The 20,372-nt window shown below is 38.9% G+C and carries 20 protein-coding genes and 1 riboswitch; of the genes, 11 read left to right on the top strand and 9 right to left on the bottom strand.

Annotation, left to right across the window (positions count from 1 at the left end; genetic code table 11):
• Positions 1-18: 18 nt before the first annotated feature.
• The 5 genes from trpD to PARA_RS08525 form a co-directional block, all read right to left on the bottom strand.
• On the bottom strand, positions 19-1,020 hold the full coding sequence (trpD, locus tag PARA_RS08545; RefSeq protein WP_014065422.1) for an anthranilate phosphoribosyltransferase: 1,002 nt from the start codon (positions 1,018-1,020) through the stop codon (positions 19-21).
• A gap of 11 nt (positions 1,021-1,031) precedes the next feature.
• The gene (locus PARA_RS08540; protein ID WP_005629316.1) at positions 1,032-1,418 is read right to left on the bottom strand and encodes a tautomerase family protein; all 387 of its coding nucleotides are present in this window, start codon (positions 1,416-1,418) and stop codon (positions 1,032-1,034) included.
• Positions 1,419-1,427: 9 nt separating this feature from the next.
• Positions 1,428-2,012 carry an aminodeoxychorismate/anthranilate synthase component II gene (locus tag PARA_RS08535; protein ID WP_014065421.1) on the bottom strand — a complete coding sequence of 195 codons (585 nt, stop codon included), beginning with the start codon at positions 2,010-2,012 and terminating at the stop codon, positions 1,428-1,430.
• Between the two features lie 12 nt (positions 2,013-2,024).
• Entirely contained in the window at positions 2,025-3,575 is a 1,551-nt protein-coding gene (trpE, locus tag PARA_RS08530) for an anthranilate synthase component I (RefSeq protein WP_014065420.1), read from the bottom strand.
• A gap of 203 nt (positions 3,576-3,778) precedes the next feature.
• Complete coding sequence (locus PARA_RS08525) at positions 3,779-4,360, bottom strand: FMN-dependent NADH-azoreductase (protein ID WP_014065419.1); 582 nt, start codon at positions 4,358-4,360, stop codon at positions 3,779-3,781.
• Positions 4,361-4,620: 260 nt separating this feature from the next.
• Here PARA_RS08525 and thrS point away from each other — a divergent pair, with 260 nt between their 5' ends.
• The 5 genes from thrS (at position 4,621) to rplT (ending at position 9,000) form a co-directional block, all read left to right on the top strand.
• Positions 4,621-6,552 carry a threonine--tRNA ligase gene (gene thrS / locus PARA_RS08520; RefSeq protein WP_014065418.1) on the top strand — a complete coding sequence of 644 codons (1,932 nt, stop codon included), beginning with the start codon at positions 4,621-4,623 and terminating at the stop codon, positions 6,550-6,552.
• A gap of 127 nt (positions 6,553-6,679) precedes the next feature.
• Complete coding sequence (locus PARA_RS08515; RefSeq protein ID WP_014065417.1) at positions 6,680-7,498, top strand: D-hexose-6-phosphate mutarotase; 819 nt, start codon at positions 6,680-6,682, stop codon at positions 7,496-7,498.
• Positions 7,499-7,642: 144 nt separating this feature from the next.
• Positions 7,643-8,185, top strand: coding sequence for a translation initiation factor IF-3 (infC, locus tag PARA_RS08510; RefSeq protein WP_080351268.1), 543 nt, complete (start codon positions 7,643-7,645; stop codon positions 8,183-8,185).
• A 198-nt stretch (positions 8,186-8,383) separates the two neighbouring features.
• Entirely contained in the window at positions 8,384-8,581 is a 198-nt protein-coding gene (rpmI, locus tag PARA_RS08505) for a 50S ribosomal protein L35 (protein ID WP_005596065.1), read from the top strand.
• A gap of 65 nt (positions 8,582-8,646) precedes the next feature.
• Complete coding sequence (gene rplT, locus PARA_RS08500; RefSeq protein ID WP_005596075.1) at positions 8,647-9,000, top strand: 50S ribosomal protein L20; 354 nt, start codon at positions 8,647-8,649, stop codon at positions 8,998-9,000.
• A gap of 244 nt (positions 9,001-9,244) precedes the next feature.
• Here rplT and dxs read toward each other — a convergent pair whose 3' ends face one another.
• The 3 genes from dxs to xseB form a co-directional block, all read right to left on the bottom strand.
• Positions 9,245-11,098, bottom strand: coding sequence for a 1-deoxy-D-xylulose-5-phosphate synthase (gene dxs, locus PARA_RS08495; protein ID WP_014065416.1), 1,854 nt, complete (start codon positions 11,096-11,098; stop codon positions 9,245-9,247).
• Positions 11,099-11,167: 69 nt separating this feature from the next.
• Positions 11,168-12,061: a (2E,6E)-farnesyl diphosphate synthase gene (ispA, locus tag PARA_RS08490; protein WP_014065415.1), complete on the bottom strand. Its 894-nt coding sequence runs from the start codon at positions 12,059-12,061 to the stop codon at positions 11,168-11,170.
• A 3-nt stretch (positions 12,062-12,064) separates the two neighbouring features.
• The gene (gene xseB / locus PARA_RS08485) at positions 12,065-12,307 is read right to left on the bottom strand and encodes an exodeoxyribonuclease VII small subunit (protein WP_005696153.1); all 243 of its coding nucleotides are present in this window, start codon (positions 12,305-12,307) and stop codon (positions 12,065-12,067) included.
• A 167-nt stretch (positions 12,308-12,474) separates the two neighbouring features.
• Between xseB and thiI the strand changes: the two genes are divergently transcribed.
• A complete protein-coding gene (thiI, locus tag PARA_RS08480) occupies positions 12,475-13,926 on the top strand; it encodes a tRNA uracil 4-sulfurtransferase ThiI (protein WP_014065414.1) in 1,452 nt (483 codons plus the stop codon).
• Positions 13,927-13,961: 35 nt separating this feature from the next.
• Here the strand turns inward: thiI and PARA_RS08475 are convergent, their stop codons facing one another.
• The gene (locus tag PARA_RS08475) at positions 13,962-14,906 is read right to left on the bottom strand and encodes a gluconeogenesis factor YvcK family protein (protein ID WP_014065413.1); all 945 of its coding nucleotides are present in this window, start codon (positions 14,904-14,906) and stop codon (positions 13,962-13,964) included.
• 157 nt (positions 14,907-15,063) lie between these two features.
• Positions 15,064-15,205: riboswitch (molybdenum cofactor riboswitch) on the top strand.
• Here PARA_RS08475 and moaA point away from each other — a divergent pair.
• The 5 genes from moaA (at position 15,194) to PARA_RS08450 (ending at position 20,353) form a co-directional block, all read left to right on the top strand.
• The gene (gene moaA, locus PARA_RS08470; protein WP_014065412.1) at positions 15,194-16,207 is read left to right on the top strand and encodes a GTP 3',8-cyclase MoaA; all 1,014 of its coding nucleotides are present in this window, start codon (positions 15,194-15,196) and stop codon (positions 16,205-16,207) included. It overlaps the preceding riboswitch by 12 nt.
• 88 nt (positions 16,208-16,295) lie before the next feature.
• Positions 16,296-16,778: a cyclic pyranopterin monophosphate synthase MoaC gene (gene moaC / locus PARA_RS08465; protein WP_005625811.1), complete on the top strand. Its 483-nt coding sequence runs from the start codon at positions 16,296-16,298 to the stop codon at positions 16,776-16,778.
• Position 16,779: 1 nt separating this feature from the next.
• Entirely contained in the window at positions 16,780-17,025 is a 246-nt protein-coding gene (gene moaD, locus PARA_RS08460; protein ID WP_014065410.1) for a molybdopterin synthase sulfur carrier subunit, read from the top strand.
• Complete coding sequence (moaE, locus tag PARA_RS08455; RefSeq protein WP_014065409.1) at positions 17,026-17,478, top strand: molybdopterin synthase catalytic subunit MoaE; 453 nt, start codon at positions 17,026-17,028, stop codon at positions 17,476-17,478. It abuts the gene before it with no gap.
• Between the two features lie 289 nt (positions 17,479-17,767).
• Entirely contained in the window at positions 17,768-20,353 is a 2,586-nt protein-coding gene (locus tag PARA_RS08450; RefSeq protein ID WP_014065408.1) for a YadA-like family protein, read from the top strand.
• Positions 20,354-20,372 lie beyond the last annotated feature (19 nt).

Genomic DNA, 20,372 nt, shown 5'->3' with positions numbered 1-20,372 from the left:
ATCAAATCAGCCTTTATCTTAATATTTTGTCAAATGTTGTAATGTATCAAACGCTTTGCCTGATGAAAGATGAGCCAATACATTTTGAACATTTTGTTTTAAGTCATCATGACCAAATAATTTCAACAATAATGCCACATTCGCCGCTACCGCATTAGCATGTTCCGCTTTGCCTTTACCTTGTAAAAGTGCGGCCAGATATTGGGCATTTTCTTGCGGTTCGCCACCACGTAAACTTTCTAAAGATTGTGTTTTTAAACCAAAATCTTCAGGTGTTAAGGTGAAGTAGTCAATTTTACCATTTTTAATTTCAGCGACTTGCGTTTCACCGTGTACAGCGACTTCATCAAGACCGGCTCCATGAACCACAAAAGTATGTTGATGACCTAATGCAACAGCCGTTTCGGCATAGGTTTTTACTAATTCAGGGGCATACACGCCAAGCAAATGATAAGTTGGGCGAGCGGGGTTAATTAATGGACCTAAAATATTAAAAAGCGTACGTGTTTTTAATGCCGCACGAACAGGGGCAACATGTTTAAACCCACTGTGATATTGTTGAGCAAATAAGAAACATACCCCAATATCATCAAGTGCTTGACGAGCTTGTTCTGGCGTGACGTTGACATTCACACCGAGTGCAGTTAATACATCACTGGCACCGGATTTACTTGATACGCTGCGGTTACCGTGTTTTGCCACTTTAGCACCCATAGAGGCTGCAACAATGGCACTCGCCGTAGAGATATTAATGGTGTTTTGACCATCACCACCTGTTCCCACGATATCCGCAAAAGGGTAATCAGGACGAGGGAATGATTTGGCATTTTGCAAAGATGCCGATACCGCACCACTTAATTCATCAATAGTGGCACCACGTACTTTTAATGCAATCAGCATGGCAGCGATTTGTTCGTTATTCAGTTCGCCTTGCATAATGGCATTAAAAATGACCGCACTTTCTTCTTTGTTAAGTGTTTTTCCGCTGTAAAGTTGTTCTAATAATTGAGCCGTTTGCATAATCTCATCCCTTATACGTAAATATCGTAATCTAAATCGCGAGCTTCATCACCAGTCATACCACGGAAGCCCCAGCAGTGTGCTGGTTGTTCTTTAATTGTAATTTCAACGTTGTGAGATTTAATCCCAATTTTGTATTCCAGTTCGCTGAAGAGCATTTTGATTAAACGTTTTTTTGTACCTTCCATACGACCTTGCATGAGGTTAATCTCAATAACGGTGTAATCATCGTTACGATCGATAGGATAAAGGAAATCTTCTTTATCTAAACATAAAAAACGAATTGCATGTTTTCCGCGAGGAATGTCTAAACCAAGGTTTAAACAGTTATAAATTACTTCAGCAATATCTTGACGACGAGGTGCAAGCACTTCTTTTAATCCATATACGGTAATCATTTTTCTTCCTTAATCTCTGTTTAATAACCATTCCACAGATTGTTGTAATAATTTGGAACCTTGCGCAGTAAGGATGCTTTCTGGGTGGAATTGGAAAGCACAAATTGGCAAGGTTTTATGACGAATCGCCATCACGATACCATTGTAATCAGCATTGACAATAAATTCGTCAGGCAGATTTTTACCCATTAAAGAGTGATAACGGGCCACAGGCATTGGGTTGGCAATATCTTTAAACATGGCTTGGTTATCGTGTTGAATGCGCGATACTTTACCATGTAATACTTCGCCTGCATGTACAACCTCCCCACCAAAGGCTTGAATAAGTGCTTGATGGCCTAAGCAAATACCAATAATTGGCACATCATTTTTTAAACGTTCAATGAGCGGGAGTAAGATGCCTGCTTCTGCCGGAGTACCTGGACCTGGAGAGAGCGCAAGAATCGTATCAGGTGTATTTAATGCCTCTTGCACCACTTGTTCTAAATTGGTGTCATTACGATAAATTTTTACGTTATGCCCAAGCACACGGAATTGATCCACTAAGTTATAAGTGAATGAATCGAAATTATCCAAAAAGAGAATATTAGCCATAATTTATCGTCCTTATTTTGCTTGGGTATTGATTTGTTTGATTGCTTTAAGCACAGCAGCCGCTTTATGGCGAGTTTCATCCGCTTCCATTTGAGGATCAGAATCTAATACTTCACCACAACCTGCTTGAATATGGGCAATGCCATTTTGTACAAAGGCAGAACGAATCACGATACAGGTATCAAAACGGCCGTCAGAGGTGAGATAACCGACCGCACCACCGTAGCTGTGGCGTTTTTGCTGTTCAAATTGATAAATTAACTGCATGGCTTTAATTTTAGGCGCACCAGTTAATGTCCCCATATTCATACAAGCTTGATAAGCGTGTAAGGCATCAAGTTCAGGACGAAGTTTACCCACTACGCGAGAAACCAAATGCATGATGTGCGAATAGCGATCTACTTGCATTAATTCAGCGACTTTACGTGTACCGCTTTGGCATACGCGAGCAATGTCATTACGCGCTAAATCTACCAACATTAAATGTTCGGCTTGCTCTTTATGATCAAGGCGTAATTCTAATTCCAAACGTGCATCTAATTCTGGATCAATATTACCATGTGCATCAAAACCACGCGGGCGAGAACCTGCAATTGGATAAATTTCTAATTGGCGATTGTCTGGCGCATATTTCAACGCACTTTCAGGTGATGCGCCAAATAAAATGAAATCCTCATCGTTCATATAGAACATGTAAGGACTTGGATTATTAAGCTTTAATTGTGCGTAGCTCGCAAGGGTATTCGGACAAGCTAATGAAAAACGGCGGGATGGCACGATTTGGAACACATCACCAATATTAATATGATGTTTTAACGCTTTAACGATACCTGTAAATTCAGGATCTTCAAAGTTGGTGCTGACCTCATCACTTGCTGCTTTAATGGAAAGTACGCCATCAATATTTTTTAATTTTTGTGCAATAGAAAGTGCTGTTTTCGCGACTTCTACTTGTTCTTCTTGACTAAAACAAAAGCTTTTTAATGTGGCTTGTTGGCTTTGGTGATCGATGGTGATTAAATTTTCTGCGAGATAAAAACTGTAATCAGGACAGTGAATACCATCATCTTTTAATTCAACACCTTGCATTGGAATAAAATTTGCCACCAAATCATAAGCAAATAAACCACCTAAAAAGACAGGTGTGCTGCTATGTTGATAATGGTTAGAAATTACACGAAGTCCATCAAAAATGGTTGCAGCTTGTAATTTGCTGTCTTCATCTAATTGATTGTCGAGCGACGCAAATTGTACAGAAAATTCATTATCAAAATTGACCGCACTTACGGTACCGAGTTGGCTTAATACTGGATGAATTTCATTTAACACTTGTTTTCCGTTCGCATTTAGTGCTCTAAAAGTCACTTGATTGCCTAAACAAGTAATTTTAACGACCGCATTAATTAGAATAAGGCTCTGTAAGCTATTTTTACTACCAATTTCGGCAGAGTCGAGAAGAAGAGAATTTGAGTTCTGTTGGCAAAGCGTATTAAAAATTGCGGTAGTATCGGCATGGTAGGGAACCGGTTGAGAGGTCACCGCAATAAAAGGGGTATTTTTCATAGTCAATCCTGTATTCTGAACTTTTGCACTATTAAACTAGTACACAATGCATAAGTCAAGAAAATAATCAAAAAATTGGCGTAATTTTACAATATTTTTTTAATTTTTAACCAGTAAGATTAGAAATAGAGATTTTATGTCAGAAAAAAAGCCATTTCGAGGCATATCTCAAAATGGCTTAATAGAGGGAATAGATTCAGAGATTAGAGAGAAGCAACGATCTCATCGATTTTATTTCTTGCTGAACGTTGTGCTTTTTCAATCGCTTCAGCACCTAATCCGATACCTTTTGCATAAGCAAACTGAACATCGGTAATGCCAACAAAACCTAAAATCGCTTTTAAGTAATTTGTCACATTATTGTTTTCATTATACATGCCACCAAAGCTTGCTAACACAATCGCTTTTTTACCTTGAAGTAAACCTTCAGGGCCATTTGCGGTGTATTGGAACGTTACACGAGGGCGAGCAATAAAATCAAAATAGGATTTAAGTTGTGTTGGGATGCCTAAGTTATACATTGGCGCCCCAATGACGATAATATCCGCAGCCTTTAATTCAGCCACTAATTCATCAGATAAGGCTAAAAGTGCATTTTCTTCTGCTGTTTTAGGTTCGCCACGTACTGCAGTTGCCGCCGTTGCATCAAAATGGGGAAGTTGTTGCGCCGCTAAATCACGTACCACAATGTTGTGAGCTTTTAATTTCTCAATGGTGTAATCGGCTAATTTATTGCTTTGAGAGTTATCTGCAAGGATGCTTGATTTTAATACTAATACGTTCATAGAGTTTCCTTTAATTTGTGTCTATCAAAAGTGCGGTCATTTTATCGAAAATTTTGAATAGATAAAGTCACTATCAGGAAAATCATTGTTTACTCATTGGAAAGAATTCAGCGAGATATTAACAAGTGTGGTGGAAAGTGCTAAAATTCTCCGCCGCACTTGGTTTGCTCGATAGTGGGAGTGAATGAAAGTGCGGTTTGTTTTTAATCATTATTTGCATGTTGCCTTTCGTATGGGCGACCACTGTATAAGGAAAAATTATGCCTATTATTACTTTACCGGACGGTTCTAAACGTGAATTTGATCGTCCAGTTTCTGTGTTAGAAGTGGCTCAAGATATCGGAGCCGGTCTTGCCAAAGCAACTATCGCGGGCCGTGTAAACGGCGAACGTCGTGATGCCTGTGACATCATCAATGAAGATGCTAACCTTGAAATTATTACAGCAAAAGATGAAGACGGTTTAGAAATTATTCGTCACTCTTGCGCACACTTGCTTGGTCACGCAATCAAACAATTATTTCCAGATGTCAAAATGGCAATCGGTCCAACGATTGAAAATGGCTTCTATTATGACGTGGATTTAGACCGTTCTTTAACGCAAGAAGATATTGATGCTATCGAAAAACGTATGCTTGAATTGGCGAAAACCAATTATGACGTCATCAAAACTCCGGTAAGCTGGCAAGAAGCAAGAGATACTTTTGAAAAACGCGGTGAGCCATACAAAATGGCTATTTTAGATGAAAACATCGAACGTACCGCAACGCCTGCGCTTTATCATCACGAAGAATACATTGATATGTGTCGTGGGCCACATGTGCCAAATATGCGTTTCTGCCAACACTTCAAATTGATGAAAGTTGCAGGTGCGTACTGGCGTGGTGATAGTAAAAATAAAATGTTACAACGTATCTATGGTACGGCTTGGGCTGATAAAAAACAATTAGCGGAATACTTAACTCGCTTAGAAGAAGCAGCAAAACGTGACCACCGTAAAATCGGTAAAGCGTTAGATTTATATCATATGCAAGAAGAAGCACCGGGTATGGTGTTCTGGCATAACGATGGTTGGACAATTTTCCGTGAATTAGAAACCTTCGTACGTACAAAATTAAAAGAATACGATTATCAAGAAGTGAAAGGTCCGTTTATGATGGACCGTGTATTATGGGAAAAAACAGGTCACTGGCAAAATTACGGCGATTTGATGTTTACTACACAATCAGAAAACCGTGAATATGCGATTAAACCAATGAACTGTCCAGGACACGTTCAAATCTTTAACCAAGGTTTAAAATCTTACCGTGATTTACCAATCCGTATGGCGGAATTTGGTTCTTGTCACCGTAATGAACCATCGGGTTCTTTACACGGTTTAATGCGTGTACGTGGCTTCACTCAAGATGATGCACACATTTTCTGTACTGAAGATCAAATTGAAAGTGAAGTAACCAGCTGTATTAAAATGGTTTACGACATTTACAGCACTTTCGGTTTCCAAAATATTCAGGTGAAATTATCTACTCGACCTGAAAAACGTATCGGTGCAGATGATATGTGGGATCGCGCAGAAGCAGGTCTTGCGGCAGCATTAGCGCATAACGGTCTTGAATATGAAATTCAAGAAGGTGAAGGTGCATTCTATGGGCCGAAAATTGAGTTTGCATTACGCGACTGTTTAGATCGTGAATGGCAATGCGGTACCATCCAATTAGACTTTGCTTTACCGGGTCGTTTAAACGCATCTTATGTGGCGGAAGACAATGATCGTCGTACACCGGTTATGATTCACCGTGCGATTTTAGGTTCGATTGAGCGTTTCATCGGTATCATTACTGAAGAGTATGCGGGCTTCTTCCCAGCATGGTTAGCACCAGTTCAAGCGGTTGTGATGAATATTACAGACAGCCAAGCGGATTACGTGCAAAAAGTAGTAAAACAACTTTCTGATGCCGGATTACGTGTTAAAGCAGATTTACGTAATGAGAAAGTCGGCTTCAAGATCCGCGAACATACCTTACGTCGCGTGCCTTATATGCTCGTTTGCGGTGATAAAGAAATCGCAGAAGGTAAAGTGGCGGTACGTACCCGTAAAGGTGCAGATTTAGGTACTTTCACCATTGAAGAATTTGCTGAAATCTTAAAATCTCAAGTAAGACAACGTGAGTTGAAATTGTTGGGTGAAGAGTAATTGACTCTTTAAAATCTTAATTAAAAATGACCGCACTTTGAGGTGCGGTTTTTTTATATTCACGGTATAAAAATAAACTCAAGTCTCTCTTTCTTCTATATAATAGCCTTATCACAAGGAGGCGAATATGACAGCTCAAATTCAACAATTAACACTAGAATTAACTTTACAACGTATCAATGAAATACCCGTTTTAACCTTAAATCACCCTGTGGGTTCAGCTCGAATTGCACTACAAGGGGCACAGCTATTAAATTGGAAACCTAAAGGGGCAGAGCAGGATGTCTTTTGGTTAAGTGAGATTGAACCTTTTACACAAGGTGTCGCGATTCGTGGTGGTGTACCGCTTTGTTACCCTTGGTTTGGTGGCGTAAAACAACCTTCACACGGCACAGCGCGTTTACGTTTGTGGCAATTAAGTGACTATGATCTGCAAGCAAATAAAGTGCGGTTAGAATTTTCGCTCTTTTCTGAATATGGTGTGATTGAAGCCAAAATGAAAATGGAATTTACCGATAAATGCACAATGACTTTAACACATTTGGGACAAGAACCTGCTCAAGCGGCATTACACAGTTATTTTAACATCAGTGATATTTCACAAATTGAAGTACAAAATTTACCAAGTCGTTGTTATGACTCATTACAAGGTAAACATACTGATGTTCCTTCAACTCGAAGAATAGAACAAGGCGTCGATTGTATTTATACATTAGAGGAAGATAAAACATTCTTGGTGGATCAAGCATTTAATCGACGTATTCAAATTACCCATCATCATGCCGATTCAATTGTGCTATGGAATCCTTGGGAAAAAACGCCAAGTGCAATGAAAGCAGATGGATATCGAAATATGGTGTGTATTGAAACTGCAAGATTAGAAAAATTACTTCAATTTGGTGAAAGTATTTCTGCTGAAATAAGTACTTTACCCGCTGATATTTAAAGGAATAGAAATCCTTGTTGCATAAACGTGGCAAATACTATAAAATTTTGCCCGTTTTTTGTTTGTTTTTATAGCAAATGATTTAATAAATCTTCTGTTTGAATACAGTAGGTTTTTTCTTAAATAAATAGAAGGAATAATATTATCAAAACCGTAAAAAAAGCTCCGGCAGCTAACCGCCCGAATCGCATTAACGATGAAATTCGAGTAAAAGAAGTTCGTTTGATTGACCAAGATGGTGAACAAGCGGGGATTGTGTCAATTCAACAAGCCTTAGATATGGCAGAACAAGCAGCGCTTGATTTAGTTGAGATCAGTCCGAATGCCGAACCACCGGTTTGTCGTATTATGAACTACGGCAAGTTCCTCTATGAAAAGAGCAAAACCGCAAAAGAACAGAAGAAAAAACAAAAAGTTGTACAAGTGAAGGAAATTAAATTCCGTCCAGGTACTGACGAAGGTGACTACCAAGTTAAATTACGTAGCTTAATCCGTTTCTTAGAAGATGGCGATAAAGCAAAAATTACCGTACGTTTCCGTGGTCGTGAAATGGCTCACCAAGATATCGGTTTAGATGTATTAGAACGCGTTAAAAACGATTTGGCTGATATTTCTGTGGTGGAATCAGCACCAGGTAAATTAGAAGGTCGCCAAGCGGTAATGGTGTTAGCACCTAAGAAAAAATAATTTTTTATTTAGATCTAATCTAGATAATCGAATTTTCACTTCGGTGAGAATACAACTGCATATTGGGCAAACTACGCAGCCTAATTGCTTTTGGAGAAGGGCAATTCAATTTGCCATATTGGAATAATTAGTGCCTACAAGTAATCTTCGGATTCGCCTAATTATGTGTTTAACTTAAAATGCGGAGTTATTTTAACAATGCCTAAAATTAAAACAGTACGTGGTGCTGCTAAGCGTTTCAAAAAAACAGCTTCTGGCGGTTTCAAACGTAAACAATCTCACTTACGTCATATTTTGACTAAAAAGACAACTAAACGTAAACGTCATTTACGTCATAAATCAATGGTTGCGAAAGCAGACCAAGTTTTAGTAGTAGCTTGCTTACCATACGCATAAGCCGTTATTTAAGCAAAACGTACGATTAGTTAAATTAGTTAAAATATTACATAGGAGATTAAATAATGGCTCGTGTAAAACGTGGTGTTATTGCAAGAGCACGCCATAAGAAAGTTCTTAAGGCTGCTAAAGGTTATTATGGTGCACGTTCACGCGTGTATCGCGTTGCTTTCCAAGCGGTGATCAAAGCTGGTCAATACGCATATCGTGACCGTCGTCAACGTAAACGTCAATTCCGTCAATTATGGATTGCACGTATCAACGCTGCGGCTCGTCAAAATGGTTTATCTTACAGCAAATTCATCAACGGCTTGAAAAAAGCGTCTGTTGAAATCGACCGTAAGATCCTTGCTGATATCGCTGTATTCGACAAAGTAGCGTTCGCTGCATTAGTTGAAAAAGCAAAATCTGCACTTTAATTTTTTAAAGTTTAGATCCAAAAAATTAGGACGCTGAAAAGCGTCCTTTTTTATTACCTCCAAAAAAGAAAAAACCGCTACTCAAAACTTGAATAGCGGGGAGGTCTTAATTTATAAGAAACTTCAAAAAGATAACTGCAATATGCAGTGCACTAGCAATGTATCAGACTGTGTGTTTTTGAAATAGTTCGATATTTTTGAAAAAATTTTTAAAAATATCAAAATTAAACCAAAATGAACGAATTTAGCCCTTTATAAAGGCAATAATTTGCTCTTCAATCCCTTTTTCATCTAATTTAATTTCAGCAAGCGCTTCTTGTTGTGTGCCTTGCGGAATAAAAATATCAGGTAAACCAAGCTGTAAAAGTGCGGTTGTTTTTCCATGAGAATTTAGCACTTCTGAAACAGCAGAACCCGCACCACCTTGAATCGCATTTTCTTCCAATGTCACAATGACATCATGGGTATTTGCCACTTCTAGAATACGAGCTTCATCAATTGGTTTCACAAAGCGCATATCGACAACAGTCGCATTGAGCTTTTCTGCCACAGATAAAGCAGCTGGTAAGAGTGTACCAAAATTCAGAATCGCGATTTTTTCACCTTGACGAACCATTTTTGAACGACCAATTTCTAATTCAGCAAGTGGGGTTAATTCTACGCCGATTGCATTTCCACGCGGATAACGTACCGCAGCCGGTTTACCACATTTATAACCGGTATAAAGCATTTGGCGACATTCATTTTCATCACTTGGTGTCATAATGATCATATTCGGAATGCAGCGCATAAAACTTAAATCAAAAGCACCTTGGTGAGTTTGACCATCAGCACCTACGATGCCTGCACGATCAATGGCAAAGAGAACTGGTAAGTTTTGAATGGCGACATCATGAATAAGCTGATCATAAGCACGTTGTAAGAAGGTAGAATAAATTGCCACAACCGGTTTATAACCGCCAATTGCAAGACCGGCTGCAAAGGTAACAGCATGTTGCTCTGCGATGGCCACATCAAAATATTGTTGTGGGAATCGTTCTGAAAATTCAACCATGCCAGAACCTTCACGCATTGCCGGGGTAATACCGACTAATTTATCGTCTTGTTCCGCCATTTCGCATAACCAATCACCAAAGATTTTTGAATAGGTTGGTTTGGCATTTGATTTAGGTAGTTGACCGCTTGTTGGATCAAATTTTGGTACGCCATGGAAACCAATTGGATCTTTTTCTGCAGGCTCGTAACCTTTCCCTTTTTTGGTTTTGATGTGTAAGAATTGCGGCCCTTTGAGATCGCGCATATTGCTTAAAGTAGCAATTAATTCATCAATATTATGTCCGTCAATAGGTCCAATATAGTTAAAACCGAGTTCTTCAAAAAGCGTACTTTCTGGAGAGAACATCACGCCTTTCATGTGCTCTTCGGTTTTCTTCATAAAGTTTTTAACGGTCGGTACTTTATCTAAGATTTTTTTACTGCCGTCACGAACTGTTGAATATAATGAGCCAGAGAAAATACGGGCAAGGTGATTATTTAATGCCCCCACATTTTCAGAAATCGACATTTCATTGTCATTTAAAATGACCAACATATCAGTATGTAAAGAACCTGCATGGTTTAAGGCTTCAAATGCCATACCCGCAGTGATTGCACCATCACCAATTACACAAACGGTTTTACGACCTGCATTTTCACGCTCTGCCGCAACTGCAATCCCTAGTCCTGCACTGATAGAAGTAGAAGAGTGACCAACACTTAATACATCGAATTCACTTTCTTCACGCCAAGGGAAGGGATGAATTCCGCCTTTTTGGCGAATGGTGGACATTTGATCACGACGACCCGTCAAAATTTTGTGTGGGTAAGCTTGATGTCCCACATCCCAAATTAATTGATCAAAAGGAGTTTTGAAAATGTAGTGTAGTGCAACCGTCAATTCAACGGTACCAAGACCAGATGCCAAATGACCACTGCTTTGACTAACGGACTCCAACAGATAACTCCGTAATTCCTGACAAAGCTGCGGAAGCTGCTCTTTATTCAACAGACGCAAATCTTCCGGCGAATTAATTAAGGATAAAAGAGGATAGTTGTTCATATATTCGTTAGTCCTAAAATGTGAAAAAAGTGACCGCACTTTGAGAAATTAAAGTCAGTGCTGTCACAATTAACTTTTACGATTGACAATAAATTCAGCTAATGCACGCAATGCAGTGGTATCAAAAGGTAAATTGTCTAATTCATGTAAGGCAGTGTGATAGAGTTCTTGCGCTTTTTGTTTCGCGCCCTCTAATCCTAACAGCTTTGGATAAGTGCTTTTATCTAAATCTAAATCAGATCCCACCGGTTTACCGATTTCCGCACTGTTACCTTCAATATCTAAAATGTCATCTTGTACTTGGAAAGCTAAACCAATAGCTTGTGAATAACGTTCTAGTTGTTGCTCTAATTCTTTGTTTTCAAAGTGAGGTGAACAGATAAAACCCAGTTTTAATGCGGCTGTTAGCAATGCACCAGTTTTGTTGCGATGAATAAGTTCTAATTCGTCTAAATTAACTTGTTTGTGCTCTGAAATTAAATCTAAACTTTGCCCTAAACACATGCCTTGTACGCCAGATGCTTGAGCCAATACTTTCACTAATTGCAATTTTTGTTCAGCAGAAAGAGAAGGGGCTTCAGTAAGAATTTCAAAGGCAAAAGCTTGTAATGCATCGCCAGCTAAAATGGCCGTCGCTTCATCAAAAGCAATATGACAAGTTGGTTGACCACGACGAAGTTCATCGTTGTCCATGGCAGGCAAATCATCATGGATTAAAGAATAAGCATGGATAGATTCAATGGCTGCGGCCGCGTAATCCAAAGCGGACATTTCTGCCCCCAGCATTTTACCCGTTGCATAGACAAGGAAAGGACGAACGCGTTTTCCGCCTAGCAATAAGCCATATTTCATGGCATCACGCAAAGGGGCATTATAAGAGTCAATTTCTTCAAATTGATTGGCTAAAAACTGATTAATGCGATCTTGAACTTGTTTGAGTTCAGTGCCGAATTGATAACTCATGGATTACTCGTCCCCTTGATAATCACTTAATGGGGCGGTTTCGCTTTTTTGTAATAAAATTTGAATACGTTGTTCTGCTTGTTGCAAGCGCTCTTGACCAAGTTGAGCCAATTTAATGCCGTTTTCAAATTCTTTCAGCGCATCTTCCAATGGTAATTCACCGCTTTCAAGTTTTGTCACAATGGTTTCTAATTGTGCAAGTGTTGTTTCAAAATCAGGTTCAGCATTTGCTGGTTTACGCGCCATTAAATTATCCTTTTCAGATGAATAAATTGCTCCGTATTGTACTTGATTTTTATAGGGATGTTAAAAACTTATTTCAAAGTGCGGTCAGTTTTTCGTGAGAATTTGAACTTTGTGGGATCTGGAATTTAGCGTACAATACGGCCATTTTTTATTATTCACAGATTATTATGAAATTTATCGTTAAACTTTTTCCTGAAATTATGATTAAAAGCGAAACTGTGCGTAAGCGTTTCGCAAAAATTTTGACCTCTAATATCCGCAATATTTTACAAAAATATGATGAAGAAACAGCAGTGGTTCGTCATTGGGATTACATTGAAGTGCGCTCAAAAAATGAAGCCAATCGTGAAGAGTTGATTGCACTTTTACAACGCATCCCAGGGATTCATCATTTTTTAGAAGTGGAAGAAAAACCGTTTACCGATTTACATCATATCTTTGAGTTGACCTTAGCGGATGTTGCAGCTCAACTTGAAAACAAAACCTTTTGTGTACGTGTAAAACGCAAAGGGAAACATGATTTCAGTTCCATTGAAGCTGAACGTTATATCGGTGGTGGTTTAAATCAGCATATTGAAAGCGCCAAAGTACGCTTAAAAAATCCTGATGTGACGGTGCGTATTGATATTGAAGATGACAAAATGATGCTGGTGAGAGCTCGCCATGTTGGTCTTGGTGGTTATCCAATTGGGACACAAGAAGACGTACTTTCATTGATTTCAGGGGGCTTTGACTCGGGCGTATCCAGTTATATGCTTATTCGTCGTGGTTCACGTGTGCATTATTGTTTCTTCAATTTAGGTGGTGCAGCCCATGAAATTGGCGTGAAACAAATGGCTTACCATATTTGGAATCGTTATAGTTCATCACATAAAGTTCGTTTTATTGCCATTCCCTTTGAAGGCGTAGTAGGCGAGATTTTAGAGAAAGTCGATAACGGCCAAATGGGCGTCGTGTTAAAACGAATGATGGTGCGATCTGCAAGTAAAGTTGCACAACGTTTTGATATTCAAGCCATTGTTACCGGTGAGGCACTCGGACAAGTTTCCAGCCAAACGTTAACCAATTTACGTTTAATTGATGAAGCTGCAGATGCATTAGTATTACGTCCACTCATCACCCATGATAAAGAACAGATTATCACGATGGCGAAAGAGATCGGCACAGATGATATTGCTAAATCCATGCCTGAATTCTGTGGAGTGATTTCTAAAAATCCAACGATTAAAGCGGTACGTGAAAAAATTCTTGAAGAAGAAAATCACTTTGATTTTGGCGTGTTGGAAAGTGCGGTTGAAAATGCACAATATTTAGATATTCGCCAAATTGCAGAAGAAACAGAGAAAGAAGTGGTGGAAGTGGATACCATTTCAGTGCTTGGTGAAAACGATATTATTTTAGATATTCGTAGCCCAGAAGAGACAGATGAAAATCCATTTGAATCAGACGAGCATCAAGTAATGCAGTTGCCGTTTTACAAATTATCTTCGCAATTCGGTTCATTAGATCAAAGTAAAAACTATGTGCTTTACTGTGAGCGAGGCGTGATGAGTAAACTGCAAGCGCTTTATTTAAAAGAAAATGGTTTCACGAATGTGAAAGTTTTCGGGAAAAAATAAGCCAAAAAAATGACCGCACTTTAACGTGCGGTTTTTTATTCGTAATCTAATTCACCCACTAATTCATCGATAGCTTTGGCAAGTAATGTTCTGTCATGACGATAGCTGACATCATCCGCATTCAAGCGTTTAGCCAAGATTTTAACGGAAGAAATGGCAGACAAATCGACCGCACTTTGTTCGCGATAAGGGGTAATAGCACCATTAATGACAGGGGCACCGACGATTTCATTAATTTTTTGAATACGATCTGCTAGTGAAAGCTGAGAGGCGGCACCAATTTCTACCCCTAAATTATCAATAAAAATTACTTTCGCTTTGCTGTTACGCAGGGCAGTCGCTAATTCTGGTAGCAATAGTGGCGGCATAATGCTCGTCATGAAACTTCCTGGACCAAGCAAAATAACTTCCGCTTGCTCTAATGCACTAATCGCTTCCTGGGCAGCTTTAACCATTGGCACTAAGAAGAGCGATTGGGGTAATTCTGTTAAATTATCAATGCTTACTTCACCTACAATACTGGAGCCAGAACCTAAACTCGCGGCAAGATGAACCGGTTCTTCTGACATCGGAATGATATGAGATTTTACTTTGAGTAATTCACGAATTAAATTCACTGCTTCAGTAGGGCGAATATGCATATCTTCTAAAGCTTTAAGCATTAAATTACCCAAATTATGCCCAGAAAGTTCACCTTCGCCAGTAAAACGATATTCAAATAATGCGGATGCCGTGCTTGGCTCAATAATGATTTGATTTAAGCAATTACGCAGATCGCCCCACGCAATACCGCCTTGTTCTTGACGGATTCGACCGGTTGAACCGCCGTTATCTGTGGTGGTGACAATACCAGTTAAACGCTCTTTCATAAAACTAAGCGCCGATAATACACGCCCTAATCCATGACCACCACCAATAGCAACAATATGTTTGATTTCGTCTAAATGTTCATGACGGCTGTGACGAGATAAATCAGACATTTTTCTTCCTTTTTTACCTATAAATTATTATAAGAAATAATGTTATATATTTTATTATATAAGTTAATTCTATTATTTTTATCAATATAGTGAGGTTATTCTATCAAATTATTGCTATTAACCGCTTGCTTTTATTACAATACAGACACAATTTATTTTTAACGCATAACTCCGAGCTTGTTTAGCCTAAGTTTCAGAAGAAATACGGCGGCAAGCCAATAACGCGGTATGTTATTCAGGGATACGCTGGAAACGGTTTATCCTCTCCATATTTAGAAAGGTGTAAAATGCAATCCATTCCTATTAAAAACGTGGGAGAGTCTCGCTTGGTCGATCCTTTCCAACGTCAATATTACTATCTACGACTGTCGATTACCGACCAGTGTAATTTTCGTTGTACTTATTGTTTGCCGGATGGCTATCAACCCGAAGCTAACAAGCCAAGTTTCTTAACATTAAAAGAAATTACACACCTAGCTCAAGCCTTTGCTGAAATGGGCACAGAAAAGATCCGTTTGACCGGCGGAGAGCCCACTCTACGCAAAGATTTTATTCCTATTGCAGAAAGTATTGCGAACATTGATGGCATTCGTCAATTGGCTGTTACGACTAACGGCTACCGTATGGCAAAAGATGTCGCTGATTGGAAAAAAGCAGGGATTACCTCTGTTAATGTGAGTGTGGATAGTCTCGATCCCAAAATGTTTCATCAAATCACCGGCATCAATAAGTTTGATGACGTGATGCGTGGTATCGATCGTGCATTTGAAGTGGGTTACAACAAAGTCAAAGTTAATTCAGTTTTGATGAAAAATTTGAATGACAAAGAGTTTGACCAATTTCTTGCTTGGGTGAAAGATCGCCCAATTCAAATGCGTTTTATCGAGCTGATGCAAACCGGTGAAATGGATAGTTTCTTTAAAAAACACCATCTTTCAGGACAAGTATTGGCGGAGAAATTGCTACAAAATGGTTGGCAATTACAACATAAATCCCATACTGATGGTCCAGCTAAAGTATTCACGCATCCTGATTATGCAGGCGAAATTGGCTTAATCATGCCTTATGAGAAGAATTTCTGCGCAAGCTGTAATCGTCTCAGAGTGTCAGCGAAGGGCAAACTTCATCTTTGCTTGTTCGGCGAAGAAGGCATTGAATTACGTGATTTATTACAATCCCATGAACAGCAAGATATTTTGCAAGCCCGTATTTTTGCTGCGCTTCAAGGTAAACGTGAACATCATTATTTACATATCGGTGATAGTGGCGTAAGAAATCATTTAGCTTCTATCGGTGGCTAAAAGAAAATAGGTGAATTTTGCTATTCACTTATTTTGCTTTTGTCACACATGTAAAACATTCAATATTTTAACCGCACTTTATTTTATTATGACTACATTTACGCATATCAACTCTCAAGGCGAAGCCAATATGGTGGATGTTTCTGCAAAGGCAGAGACTGTTCGTGAAGCTCGTGCTGAAGCTATTGTAACCATGTCAAAAGAAACCCTTGCTATGATCGTGGAAGGTAAACATCACAAAGGTGATGTATTTGCTACTGCTCGTATTGCAGGGATTCAAGCGGCAAAACGTACTTGGGAACTTATCCCGCTTTGCCATCCCTTATTGCTTTCTAAAGTTGAAGTGAATTTAGAACCGTTACTTGAAACCAATCAAGTTCGCATTCAATCTCTTTGTAAATTAACCGGAAAAACCGGCGTAGAAATGGAAGCATTAACGGCTGCAAGTGTAGCAGCTTTAACTATTTACGATATGTGTAAAGCCGTACAAAAAGACATGGTAATTGAGCACGTTCGCCTGTTAGAAAAGAGCGGTGGAAAATCTGGTCATTTTATTGCGGAGGAAAAATAAGATGCTAAATGTTTTATTTTTTGCTCAAACTCGTGAATTAATTGGGGAAGATTCAATTCAATTGGAAGGTGATTTTACGACAGCAGAAGAAGTACGTGAACATCTTGCTCAAAAAGGTGATAGATGGGCGTTAGCGTTAGAAAAAGGGAAGCTTTTAGTCGCTATCAATCAAACCTTGATGCCATTAGAAAGTGCGGTCAAAAATGGTGATGAAATTGCGTTTTTCCCACCTGTAACAGGAGGCTAAATGAGCGATATTCAAATTGCGGTACAAGAACAGCCTTTTGATCAAAATGCCGTTTATCAATGGCTTTCTGAGCAACATTCAGTTGGTGCAACGGTTATTTTTGTGGGCAAAGTACGCGATCTTAATTTAGGCGATGAGGTATCCAGCTTATACTTAGAACATTATCCCGCCATGACAGAAAAAGCCTTACGTGAAATTGTAGAACAGGCGAAAGCCCGTTGGGATATCCAACGAGTGTCGGTGATTCATCGTGTGGGGCTTTTACATACTGGCGATGAAATTGTTTTAGTCGGCATCAGTTCCGCTCACCGAGGTGATGCTTATCACGCTAATGAATTTATTATGGACTTCTTAAAATCCAAAGCGCCGTTCTGGAAAAAAGAACAAACCAATCAAGGTGAACGCTGGATTGAAGCAAGAGAAAGCGATAAAGAAGCGTTAGAGAAGTGGTAATTCAATATAAAAAAATGGTCATTTTTATGGCCTTTTTTACTTTTATCAGCAGAATAAGTATATAATTATACATATGTTTTAAGTTATTAATTTATCTTTAATTTATCTTTAATTTATCTTTAATTTATCTTTACATTACATTTAACTTCTCCATAAAAAACTATTCTTTGTAAGCTTTTGTAAAATCTTGTAAATTATCTGTTAATTGCTGAGTTTCCTATTATACTTATTCGTAATCAAGATGTTGTTTGTCTTGACTAGTTATTTTTAGATTATAGGAAACTTTAATATGAATCATGTTTTTAAAATTATTTGGAATAAAGTAAATCAATGTTGGATTGCTGTTTCAGAACTAAGTAAATCTGTGGGTAAATCATCTCAAACTGACAAACGTAAAGCATTAAATGTAATTATTGGTGCTGCAGTTTTAGCGGGTGTAAGCACAAGTGCAATGGCTGAAACCAATGTGGTATTAAATAATGACGGAAATATTGTTGGTGGTACTGATGTTAGTGCAGTTGCCGGAGTTGGTACCACAGGTGATTCTGTCGTTTTAGGCAAAAAAGCAAAATCAGAAGCAACAGAGAGCATAGTAATTGGTAATAACGTGACAAACAAAGCACGTTGGTCAATAACATTAGGAAATAATGCAACAAGTCAATCAGGATATGGTGTTACTCTTGGTGATCGCGCATCAAGTGGCACAGGTTCAAACTCGGTTGCTATCGGTTTAATGGCAAAAACCTCTAATGAGAAAGCAGGTGGAAATAGCCAAACTGCAGTAGGGGTGGCATCTTATGCTGATGGTGAAGGGGCTTCAGCCTTTGGTGCAACAGCAAATGCAACAGGCGCTCTAGCAACCGCTGTTGGTAGAAACTCAAAAGCTCTTGCAAAAAGTGCATCAGCTTTTGGGGATAGTGCATCTGCTTCTGCATGGGGTGCGACTGCATTAGGCGTTGGAGCATCTGCTAGAGCAGATAATTCTATTGCAGTTGGTTCTCAAGCAGTAACCGAGGGGCGAGGATCAACAGCATTAGGAGGTCGTTCTTATGCAGGTGCTCAAAGTGCGACGGCTTTAGGTACCTTAGCTAATGCAAGTGCAATCGTTTCGACCGCTGTTGGTAACGATGCGAAAGCGAGTGCTGTTGAAGCTTCTGCCTTAGGTAATGGTGCAAATGCAAGTGGAGGTGCTGCATTAGCTCTAGGAGCTAAATCCGATGCTTCAGCAACTAATGCACTTGCTATCGGACAAACAAGTAAAGCTTCTAAGATGAATGCTGTTGCTATTGGTCAAGCGAGTAATGCCTCTGCAGTTAATGCTATTGCTCTTGGTCAAGCGAGTAATGCCTCTGCAGTTAGTGCTGTTGTGATTGGTACTCAAGCAAAAGGTACGCATGAAAACTCTGTGACATTAGGTTCTTATTCAAGCAGTGCAGCTAATGATTTTGATCAGACAGCAAAAGCTTTATCTTCTTTTGATGATAAGGCGACAGGTACAACAGTTAATTACAATGGTACTTTTTCAACTCAAAAAGGTGCAGTATCTGTCGGTGATGGAAAACTTGTTCGCCAAATCCAAAATGTAGGAGCAGGTCGAATTACCGCTACTTCGAATGACGCAGTAAATGGTAGCCAGTTATATCAAGCTTATTACAATGCGGGCTTTAACATTAAAAATAATGGTAAAGAAACATCACGTATTAATACCCATGGCAAAGTGAATTTTGTGGATGGTAAGAATACCAAAGTGGTTGTTGAAGATGGTGATAATGCAGCTAATATCACAGTGAATTTAAAAGATGATATTACTGTTAATAATGTTACAGCTAAAAATGTCACCGTGGGGCCTGTTACAATTAATCAAGATGGTATTAATGCAGGTGATAAAAAAATCACGAATGTATCAAATGGTACAATTTCAGCAGATAGTAAAGAAGCTGTGAATGGTAGCCAATTATATGCAGCGAAGAACGAGCTTAATACCAATATTACTAAAGCCGCAGCGGCAGCTAAAACAGAAGTAAAAGCAGGAACAAATGTAGAGGTGACTTCTGAAACTGGTGCGAATAATCAAACGATTTACACCGTTAATGCAAAAGACACTTCAGCTTCTGTTGAAGCAGCTTCTGATGCTGTTACAGTAACAGTTGGTGAAAAAACAGAAGTTAAAAATGGTATTTCTGTTACCACAGTAACCAATTACAAAGTAGATCTTTCACAAAAAACCAAAGATGAAATCAAAAATGCAGGTGGTCGTGGATTTAACGTGACTGCAAGTGCATCTGAAGGTACTGTTGTAAATGAAGTGACAGAAGAAACGGTTCAATCTACTGCAACAAAAATGGATAAGTTAACACTTGATGCGGGTAAAAATATTAAATTAACTCACAAAAAAGGAAAAGTGTTAAGCGTTGCTGTGTCTGATACACCGACATTCAAAAATGTAACTACAACAGGTGACGTTAACGTTGGTGGTACTATCCATGCACATGGTGGATTAGATATGCACAATAATCGTATTGTAAATGTGGCTGATCCGAAAGACCCAACTGATGCAGTAAATAAACGCTATGTTGATAATGCAGTGAAAAACATTAATAACAACATCAATCGTTTAGACAACAAAATTGATCACGTTGATCGTAAATTACGAGCAGGTATTGCAGGTGCGACAGCGATTTCTTTCTTACAACGTCCAAATGAAGCGGGTAAAAGCTTAGTTTCTGTTGGTGTTGGTGGTTATCGCAATGAAAATGCAATCGCAGTTGGTTATGGCCGAAATTCTGATAACAACAAAATTTCGATTAAAGTTGGTGCAAGTATCAATTCCCGCAGTGATGTAAACTGGGGCGGAAGCATCGGTTACCAATGGTAATTATTTGATAAAAAGGCAG

Source organism: Haemophilus parainfluenzae T3T1, from assembly GCF_000210895.1.
Lineage (GTDB): Bacteria > Pseudomonadota > Gammaproteobacteria > Enterobacterales > Pasteurellaceae > Haemophilus_D > Haemophilus_D parainfluenzae_A.
This window is presented reverse-complemented; position numbering and strand designations above follow the sequence as displayed.